The sequence below is a fragment of the Isoptericola sp. NPDC057391 genome, from assembly GCF_042668085.1.
Taxonomy (GTDB): Bacteria; Actinomycetota; Actinomycetes; order Actinomycetales; family Cellulomonadaceae; genus Isoptericola.
The window spans coordinates 1-8894 of sequence record NZ_JBHVBO010000170.1; the positions used below are offsets into that span (position 1 = coordinate 1).

Consider the following 8894-nt stretch of genomic DNA (forward strand, 5'->3'; position numbering starts at 1 on the left):
GCCCAGGCCTCGGGCCCGGCCGCCGGCGCGGCGTCCGGCGACGTGCCGGCGTCGTCGCCCGGGGCGGCGCCGGCCGCGGCGAGCTCCGGCGCGACGAGCGCGTCGCCCGCCGCGACGGCGGCGACATCGGGGGTCCCGTGGGCGAGCAGGTGCTGGAGCGCCTCCTCGTCGGCCTGGCTACCCATCACGAGGACCAGCTCGTCGCCGGTCTCGAGCGTGTCGTCGACCGTCGGCGCCAGCGGCTGCGCCCCGCGCACGATGCACGCGAGCACCGTGTCCGCGGGCCAGACGACGGACCCCACGCGCGCCCCCACCAGCGGCGAGTCGTCCGGCAGCGTCACCTCGACGATGTCCGCACCGGACTGGTGGAACGTGAAGATGCGCACCAGGTCCCCGACCGCCACGGCCTCCTCGACCATCGCGGTCATGATGCGCGGGGTCGACACGGCGACGTCGACGCCCCAGGAGCCGTCGAACATCCACTCGTTCTTCGGGTTGTTGACCCGGGCCACCGTGCGGGGCACGCCGAACTCCGTCTTGCACAGCAGGGAGAAGACGAGGTTGGCCTTGTCGTCGCCGGTGGCGCCGACGACGACGTCGGCGCTCGTGACGTCGGCGGCCTCGAGCGAGGACAGCTCGCAGGCGTCGGCGAGCAGCCAGTCGGCCTCGGGCACCTGCGCGACCCGCATGGCGGCGGGGTTCTTGTCGATGAGCACGACCTCGTGGTCGTGGGACAGGAGCTCGCGGGCGATCGAACGGCCGACCGACCCGGCCCCGGCGACGACGACGCGCATCAGCTCTCCTCCGGCCGGGGCTCGTGGGTGAGGACCCGTTCGACGGCGGCCGCGTCGTCGGCGCGCATGAGGACGTGCAGCACGTCGTTCTCCTGCAGCACCGAGGCCGGCGTCGGCAGGATGCCGTCGGTGTAGCGCGACAGGAAGGCGACGCGCGCCCCGGTCGCCTCCTCGATGCGGTGCACGGTCAGCCCGGCCCAGCCCGGGTGGTAGTCGATCTGCGCGAGGCGGACCTGGCCCGACGGGTCGCGGTACTCGTCGGTGGCTCCCAGGGGGAGCATGCGACGCAGCACCTGGTCGGCGGTCCAGCGCACGGTCGCGACCGTCGGGATGCCGAGCCGCTGGTAGATCTCCGCGCGCTGGGGGTCGTAGATGCGGGCCACGACGTTCTCGACGCCGTAGGTCTCGCGCGCGACGCGGGCGGCGAGCACGTTGGAGTTGTCGCCGTCGGACACCGCGGCGAAGGCGTAGGTGTCCTCGATGCCGGCCTGGACCAGGGTGTCCCGGTCGAAGCCGACGCCGGTCACCTTCTGCCCGGAGAACCCGGCCGGCAGGCGGCGGAACGCGTCGGGGTTCTGGTCGACGACGGCCACGGAGTGGCCGCGGGACTCGATCGTCTGCGCGAGCGTCGAGCCGACGCGGCCGCAGCCCATGATCACGAAGTGCACGGGCGAAACGCTATACCTCGTCGGGCACGCCGACATCGCCACCGACATCGCCACCGACATCGCCACGCACGCCGCGCCGGGACGCGCGCGCCCGCGGCGCGCCGCGGGCATAGCATTGCTCGACGTGTCGGACATCGCGGACGCTGCCAAGCGGCTCCTCCTCGGACGCCCCATGCGCAGCGAGAACCTGGGGCACACCCTGCTGCCCAAGCGCGTCGCGCTGCCGGTGTTCGCCTCCGACGCGCTGTCGTCGGTCGCGTACGCGCCGGACGAGATCCTCCTGACGCTCGCGGTCGCCGGCATCGCCGCGACGACGATCTCCCCGTGGGTGGGGCTCGGCGTCGTCGTGGTGCTGCTCGTGGTGGTGTCGTCCTACCGCCAGAACGTGCGGGCGTACCCGTCCGGAGGCGGCGACTACGAGGTCGCGACGACGAACCTCGGGCCGTCGGCAGGCATCGGCGTCGCGTCGGCCCTGCTCGTCGACTACGTCCTCACCGTGGCGGTCTCCATCTCGTCGGGGGCCCAGTACGCGGCGTCGGCCCTGCCGTTCCTGCGCGGGCACGAGGCGCTGTTCGCCGTGGCGGTCGTCGTGGTCCTCACCGTGATGAACCTGCGCGGCGTGCGCGAGTCGGGCACGGTCTTCGCCATCCCGACGTACTGCTTCATGGCCCTCGTCGGCCTGCTCGCGGTCGTCGGGGCGGTCCGGTACTTCGCGGGCGACCTGCCGATGGCGGAGAGCGCCGGCTTCGAGATGACGCCCGAGGCGGGCTTCGACCAGGGGCTGACCGGGCTCGCGGGCGCCTTCCTCCTGGCCCGGGCCTTCGCGTCCGGCTGCGCCGCCCTCACCGGCGTCGAGGCCATCAGCAACGGCGTCCCGGCGTTCCGCAAGCCCAAGTCGCGCAACGCCGCCACGACGCTCGCGCTGCTGGGCGGCATCTCCGCGACGATGATGATCTCGATCCTGCTGCTCGCGCAGGCGACCGGCGTGAAGTACGTCGAGGACGCGCACGACCAGCTCACCGCCGGCGGCCAGCCCCTGCCGGAGGACTACAACCAGCACCCCGTGCTCAGTCAGCTCGCCGAGGCCGTGTTCCAGGGCTTCACGCCGGCGTTCGTGGCGATCTCGATCGTCACCGGGCTGATCCTGGTGCTCGCGGCGAACACCGCCTTCAACGGCTTCCCCGTGCTGGGCTCGATCCTCGCCAAGGACGGTTTCCTGCCGCGGCAGCTGCACACGCGCGGCGACCGGCTCGCGTTCTCCAACGGGATCATCACCCTCGCCGTCGCGGCGATCGTCCTCATCGTGGCGTTCGACGCGCAGGTCACGCGCCTCATCCAGCTGTACATCGTGGGCGTGTTCGTGTCGTTCACGCTCTCGCAGCTCGGCATGCTGCGGCACTGGACGCGGGCGCTGCGCAAGGAGCCGGACCCGCACGAGCGGGCCCGCATGCAGCGTTCCCGGCTCGTCAACGGCGTCGGATTCGTGATGACGGCGACGGTGCTCGTCATCGTCCTGGCGACGAAGTTCACGCACGGCGCGTGGATCACCCTGCTCGCGATGGGCGTGCTCTTCGCGCTCATGAAGGCGATCCGCGCCCACTACGCGCGGGTGCGCGACGAGCTCGCGCTCGACGACGTGGCCGGCGCGCGCGCCCTGCCCAGCCGGGTGCACGCCATCGTGCTGGTCTCGAAGATCCACAAGCCGACGATGCGCGCCGTGGCGTACGCGCGGGCGTCGCGACCCTCGGTGCTCGAGGCCGTGACGGTCGGCGTGGACGCGGAGGAGATCGCGGACCTCCGCGCCCGGTGGGAGGCGCTGGACCTGCCGGTGCCGCTGCGCGTCCTCGACTCGCCCTTCCGCGAGATCACCCGGCCGGTGCTGAAGTACGTGCGCTCGGTGCGCCGCGACTCGCCCCGTGACCTGGTGGTCGTCTACATCCCCGAGTACGTCGTCGGGCACTGGTGGGAGCAGCTGCTGCACAACCAGTCCGCGCTGCGCCTCAAGGGGCGGCTCCTGTTCACGCCCGGTGTCGTGGTGGCGTCGGTGCCGTGGCAGCTCTCGTCGTCGGCCGGCCAGACCGGCCTGGAGGGCACCTCGCCGCGGGGTCCCCGGTTCTGACCGGTGCGGACCGCGGCCCGGGACGGGGGAGAATGGTCCCCATGCCCCGACCTCGCCGCTCCGCGCCGCGCCCTCGTCCCACCGCCCCCGACCCGGAGGTCGGCCGGGAGGTCGAGCTCGAGATCGGCCCCGTCGCGCACGGCGGGCACTGCGTCGCGCGCCTCGACGGGCGCGTCGTCTTCGTGCGCCACACCCTGCCCGGCGAGCGCGTCCGGGCGCGGGTCACCGAGACCGGCAGCCGGTTCTGGCGCGCCGACGCGGTCGAGGTCCTCGAGGCGTCGCCGGACCGGGTCCCGTCCGCCTGGCCGGAAGCCGGCCCGGGCGGGGTGGGCGGCGGCGAGCTCGCCCACGTCGCCCTGCCCGCGCAGCGCCGGTGGAAGGCCGCCGTCCTCGCCGAGCAGCTGCAGCGGCTCGCACGCCTCGAGCGCGACGTCGTCGTCGAGGGCGCGTCCGGCGACGACGAGCGCGGCGGCCTCGGCTACCGCACCCGGGTCGACCTCGTGGCCGACGCCGACGGCCGGGCCGGGATGCGGCGCTTCCGCTCGCACGACGTCGTGCCGCTCGACGCCATGCCGCTGGCCAGCGAGGCGGTCGCGGCGCTCGCGGACGCCGAGGGCGTGTGGACCCGTCGCTGGCGGCCGGGCGCCCGGCTCGAGCTGGTGGCGCCGGCGGCCGGCGCGGACGCGCTCCTCCTGGTCGACGAGGTGCCCTGGCGCCGTGGACGCGGGGACACCCGCCCGAACGCCCGCCGGTCGGTCACGGAGACCGTGCGGGCGGCCGGCGCCGAGCACCGCTACCGCGTGGCCGCCGACGGCTTCTGGCAGGTGCACCGCGCGGCGCCCGACCTGCTCGCCGGCGCCGTGCTCGATGCCGTGCACGCGACGCCGGGCGGCCTCGACGGCGCGACAGTGCTCGACCTCTACTCGGGCGCCGGCCTGTTCACGCTGCCGCTCGCGGCGGCCGTCGGGCGCTCGGGCCGCGTCGTCGCCGTCGAGGGCGACGCCCGCGCCGTGAAGGACGCGCGCCGCAACGCCCACGACCTGCCCCAGGTGGAGCTGCACCTCGGCGCCGTGGACCGCGTCCTCGCCGACGGCGACGCGACCGGCTCGGACGTCGGCGCCGCCGACGTGGTCGTGCTCGATCCGCCGCGCGCCGGCGCCGGCCGGTCCGTCGTCGACGCGATCGCCGGCCGCGGCCCGCGCCGCGTCGTCTACGTCGCCTGCGACCCCGCGGCGCTGGCGCGCGACGTGGCGTACCTCGCCGGGCACGGCTACGAGCTCACCGGGCTGCGCGCCTTCGACCTGTTCCCGATGACGCACCACGTGGAAGCCGTCGCGGTCCTCGACCGCTGAGGTCCCGCATCGAGCGTGCTGACTTGGTCCTCAAACGGTCTGTTTGAGGATCACGTCAGCACGCTCGATGTCATGTGCCGGGGTCAGCCGTGCCGGGCGGCCGCCGACGCGAAGCCGAGCCACGTGTGCCGGTTGCGCCACCAGCACCAGCCGACCTTCGGCGCGCCGCGCCGCTCGCTGCCGTCGCGGCCGGTGCCGTTCGAGATCCACACGGCGGGGGTGCGGGCGTCGTAGGTACCGTTCGGCCGCCGCAGCCGGGACCCGATCGTCATGAAGCAGAGGTTCCGGGCGAGGACGTCGGGGGACTGCAGCACCCAGTGGATCCCCTCGGGGAGCGTGAGCGGGCTGCGACCGCGCGCGGCGATCGCCGGCTCCGCCTCCTCGGGCGACCAGTTCGCCATCTCGTCGCCCCGGCCGGGGGCGGCGACGGCGTAGACGTCTGCGTCCGGCACGTCGACGCCGGGCACGGGCGCGAAGTCGTCCACGTCGGCCATGTCCACCACGACGAAGCCGGCACGCTCCACGGCGTGCCCGCGGACCGTCGTCGTGCGGCGCAGGTGCCCGGCGAGGGCGGACGGCGGCAGCACGCGCGGGTGGACCACCAGGAGCGACCCGGCCGGGGCCGTGCGCTCCAGCGTCGCGGCGGCGTCGCGCAGCGCGGCGGGGGAGAGCGCCTCCGGCGGCACGACGTCGCGCGCCAGGAGCAGCTCGGCCTGGGCGGTGAGCGGCGGCAGCACGGGAGCGTCGCCCCCCGCCGGGCCCGTGGTGCGGGCGCCTGTCGGGTCGGATGATGCGTCGGACGGGGCGTCGAACGGGGCGGCGGAGGTCGTGGGGATGCGCGACGGCATGGGCGTCCTTCCGGTCGAGGGCAGCTGCACAACGCGCCGGCCACGACGGTTGTTCCCGTGCGCCGTACGACAATTCCCCGCGGGGTCCGGGCCGGGACCTGACGCCGAGATATCTTGACGTCAAGATATATGGGCTATGCTGACCAGGTGCCCGGCGTACGCTGGGCGGAGCCCCCAGAACCACGGCGTCGGAACCGTCGCGCCGCAGCGCGCGCACGGTGCCCTCGCCGGCCAGCCCCGCAGAAGGAGCCGCAGTGAGCAGCGTGGACACGTTCGGATCGAAGGGAACGCTGGAGGTCGGCGGGAAGGCCTACGAGATCTTCCGCCTCTCCGCCGTCGAGGGCGCCGAGCGCCTCCCGTACTCCCTGAAGATCCTCGCCGAGAACCTCCTGCGCACCGAGGACGGCGCCAACATCACCGCCGACCACGTGCGCGCCCTCGCGTCCTGGGACCCGGACGCCCAGCCCGACACGGAGATCCAGTTCACGCCCGCCCGCGTGATCATGCAGGACTTCACCGGCGTGCCCTGCGTCGTCGACCTGGCCACGATGCGCGAGGCCGTCGCGGAGCTCGGCGGCGACCCCAAGCGGATCAACCCGCTCGCCCCCGCCGAGATGGTCATCGACCACTCGGTGCAGATCGACGTCGCCGGCCGCGCGGACGCGTTCGCCCGCAACGTGGAGTTCGAGTACGAGCGCAACCACGAGCGCTACCAGTTCCTGCGCTGGGGCCAGACGGCCTTCGACGACTTCAAGGTCGTCCCCCCGGGCACCGGCATCGTGCACCAGGTCAACATCGAGTATCTGGCGCGCACGATCATGACCCGCGAGGTGGAGGTCGACGGGCAGAAGGTGCTGCGCGCCTACCCCGACACCTGCGTCGGCACCGACTCGCACACCACGATGGTCAACGGCCTCGGCGTGCTGGGCTGGGGCGTCGGCGGCATCGAGGCCGAGGCGGCCATGCTCGGCCAGCCGGTGTCGATGCTCATCCCGCGCGTCGTCGGCTTCAAGCTGTCGGGCTCCATCCCGGCGGGCGTCACCGCGACCGACGTCGTGCTCACGATCACCCAGATGCTCCGCCAGCACGGCGTGGTCGGGAAGTTCGTCGAGTTCTACGGCGCGGGCGTCGCCCAGGTGCCGCTGGCCAACCGCGCCACCATCGGCAACATGAGCCCGGAGTTCGGCTCGACCGCCGCGATCTTCCCGATCGACGACGTCACCCTGGACTACCTGCGTCTCACCGGCCGCAGCGACGAGCAGCTCGCGCTCGTCGAGGCGTACGCCAAGGAGCAGGGCCTGTGGCTCGACCCGAGCGCGGACTCCTACGTCGAGCCGAAGTTCTCCGAGTACCTCGAGCTCGACCTCGGCACCGTGGTGCCGTCGATCGCCGGCCCGAAGCGCCCGCAGGACCGCATCGAGCTGTCGAACGCCAAGGCCGCCTTCGGCCGCGACCTGCCGGTCTACGCCCCCGAGGTCACCGACGTCGTCGACGAGGCCGAGAAGGAGTCGTTCCCGGCCTCCGACTCGCCCGCGATCCACGCGAACGGCCGCCGCACTTACCCGGTGACCGACAGCGAGGGCAAGGAGTTCGACCTCTTCCACGGGGCCGTCGCGATCGCGTCGATCACGTCGTGCACCAACACGTCGAACCCGTCGGTGATGCTCGCCGCGGCGCTCCTCGCGAAGAAGGCCGTCGAGAAGGGCCTCGTGTCCAAGCCGTGGGTCAAGACGTCGATGGCGCCGGGCTCGCAGGTCGTGACGAACTACTACGAGAAGGCCGGCCTCTGGCCCTACCTCGAGAAGCTCGGCTTCCACCTGGTGGGCTACGGCTGCGCCACCTGCATCGGCAACTCGGGCCCGCTGGACGAGAAGATCTCGGAGGCCGTCAACGAGCACGACCTCGCCGTCGTCTCGGTGCTCTCCGGCAACCGCAACTTCGAGGGCCGCATCAACCCCGACGTGAAGATGAACTACCTGGCGTCCCCGCCGCTGGTCATCGCCTACGCGCTCGCGGGCACGATGGAGTTCGACTTCGAGTCCGACCCGCTGGGCCGCGACGAGGACGGCAACCCGGTGTTCCTGCGCGACATCTGGCCCTCCCCGGAGGAGGTCCAGGCCACGATCGACGCCTCGATCGACCGCGACATGTTCACCAAGGACTACGCGGACGTCTTCACCGGTGACGAGCGGTGGCGCGCGCTGGAGACCCCGGAGGGCGACACGTTCTCCTGGGACGGCGAGTCCACCTACGTGCGCAAGCCCCCGTACTTCGAGGGCATGGGTGCCGAGCCGGCGCCGGTCGCCGACATCTCCGGCGCCCGCGTGCTGGCGAAGCTCGGCGACTCGGTCACGACCGACCACATCTCGCCCGCCGGCTCCATCAAGGCGGACAGCCCGGCCGGCAAGTACCTGGCCGAGCACGGCGTGGGTCGCCGCGACTTCAACAGCTACGGCTCGCGCCGCGGCAACCACGAGGTCATGATCCGCGGCACGTTCGCGAACATCCGCCTCAAGAACCAGCTGCTCGACGGCGTCGAGGGCGGCTTCACGTTCAACTTCGTGAAGAACGCCCAGGACACCATCTACGACGCGGCGCAGGACTACGCGGCGCAGGGCACCCCGCTGGTCGTGCTCGGCGGCAAGGAGTACGGCTCCGGCTCGTCGCGCGACTGGGCCGCCAAGGGCACCGCGCTGCTGGGGGTCAAGGCCGTCATCACCGAGTCGTTCGAGCGCATCCACCGCTCCAACCTCATCGGCATGGGTGTGCTGCCGCTGCAGTTCCCGTCCGGCGAGAACGCCGAGTCCCTCGGCCTGGACGGCACCGAGACGTTCGACATCGCGGGCATCACCGCGCTGAACGACGGCGCCACCCCGGAGACGGTCAAGGTCACCGCCACCAAGGCGGACGGCCAGGCCGTCGAGTTCGACGCCGTGGTGCGCATCGACACGCCCGGTGAGGCGGACTACTACCGCAACGGCGGCATCCTGCAGTACGTGCTGCGCTCGCTCGTCGCCTGAGGCGGAGGTGGGACCCCGGACGAGGGCGACCATGAGGATCGCCTGACGGGCCGCGCACCGACGGCGCCCCGTCCCTCCCGCGCGGAGGGGCGG

General features: G+C 73.0%; 6 protein-coding genes. 3 read left to right on the top strand and 3 right to left on the bottom strand.

Features of this window, described 5'->3' with window-relative positions; all coding sequences use genetic code 11:
- On the bottom strand, nucleotides 1-794 hold a 794-nt coding region (locus ACFUVW_RS17180; RefSeq protein ID WP_430572534.1), incomplete at its 3' end, for a potassium channel family protein.
- A complete protein-coding gene (locus tag ACFUVW_RS17185) occupies nucleotides 794-1447 on the bottom strand; it encodes a potassium channel family protein (RefSeq protein WP_430572539.1) in 654 nt (217 codons plus the stop codon). The genes ACFUVW_RS17185 and ACFUVW_RS17180, both read right to left, overlap by 1 nt.
- Before the next feature lie 139 nt (nucleotides 1448-1586).
- Here ACFUVW_RS17185 and ACFUVW_RS17190 point away from each other — a divergent pair, with 139 nt between their 5' ends.
- Nucleotides 1587-3581, top strand: coding sequence for an APC family permease (locus ACFUVW_RS17190; RefSeq protein WP_430572535.1), 1995 nt, complete (start codon nucleotides 1587-1589; stop codon nucleotides 3579-3581).
- A gap of 41 nt (nucleotides 3582-3622) precedes the next feature.
- Nucleotides 3623-4933, top strand: coding sequence for a class I SAM-dependent RNA methyltransferase (locus ACFUVW_RS17195; RefSeq protein WP_430572536.1), 1311 nt, complete (start codon nucleotides 3623-3625; stop codon nucleotides 4931-4933).
- 83 nt (nucleotides 4934-5016) lie between these two features.
- Here the strand turns inward: ACFUVW_RS17195 and ACFUVW_RS17200 are convergent, their stop codons facing one another.
- Nucleotides 5017-5781 carry a DUF5701 family protein gene (locus ACFUVW_RS17200; RefSeq protein ID WP_430572537.1) on the bottom strand — a complete coding sequence of 255 codons (765 nt, stop codon included), beginning with the start codon at nucleotides 5779-5781 and terminating at the stop codon, nucleotides 5017-5019.
- Nucleotides 5782-6035: 254 nt separating this feature from the next.
- On the opposite strand from ACFUVW_RS17200, the gene acnA reads away from it, so the two are divergent.
- Complete coding sequence (acnA, locus tag ACFUVW_RS17205; RefSeq protein WP_430572538.1) at nucleotides 6036-8801, top strand: aconitate hydratase AcnA; 2766 nt, start codon at nucleotides 6036-6038, stop codon at nucleotides 8799-8801.
- Nucleotides 8802-8894: the final 93 nt, after the last annotated feature.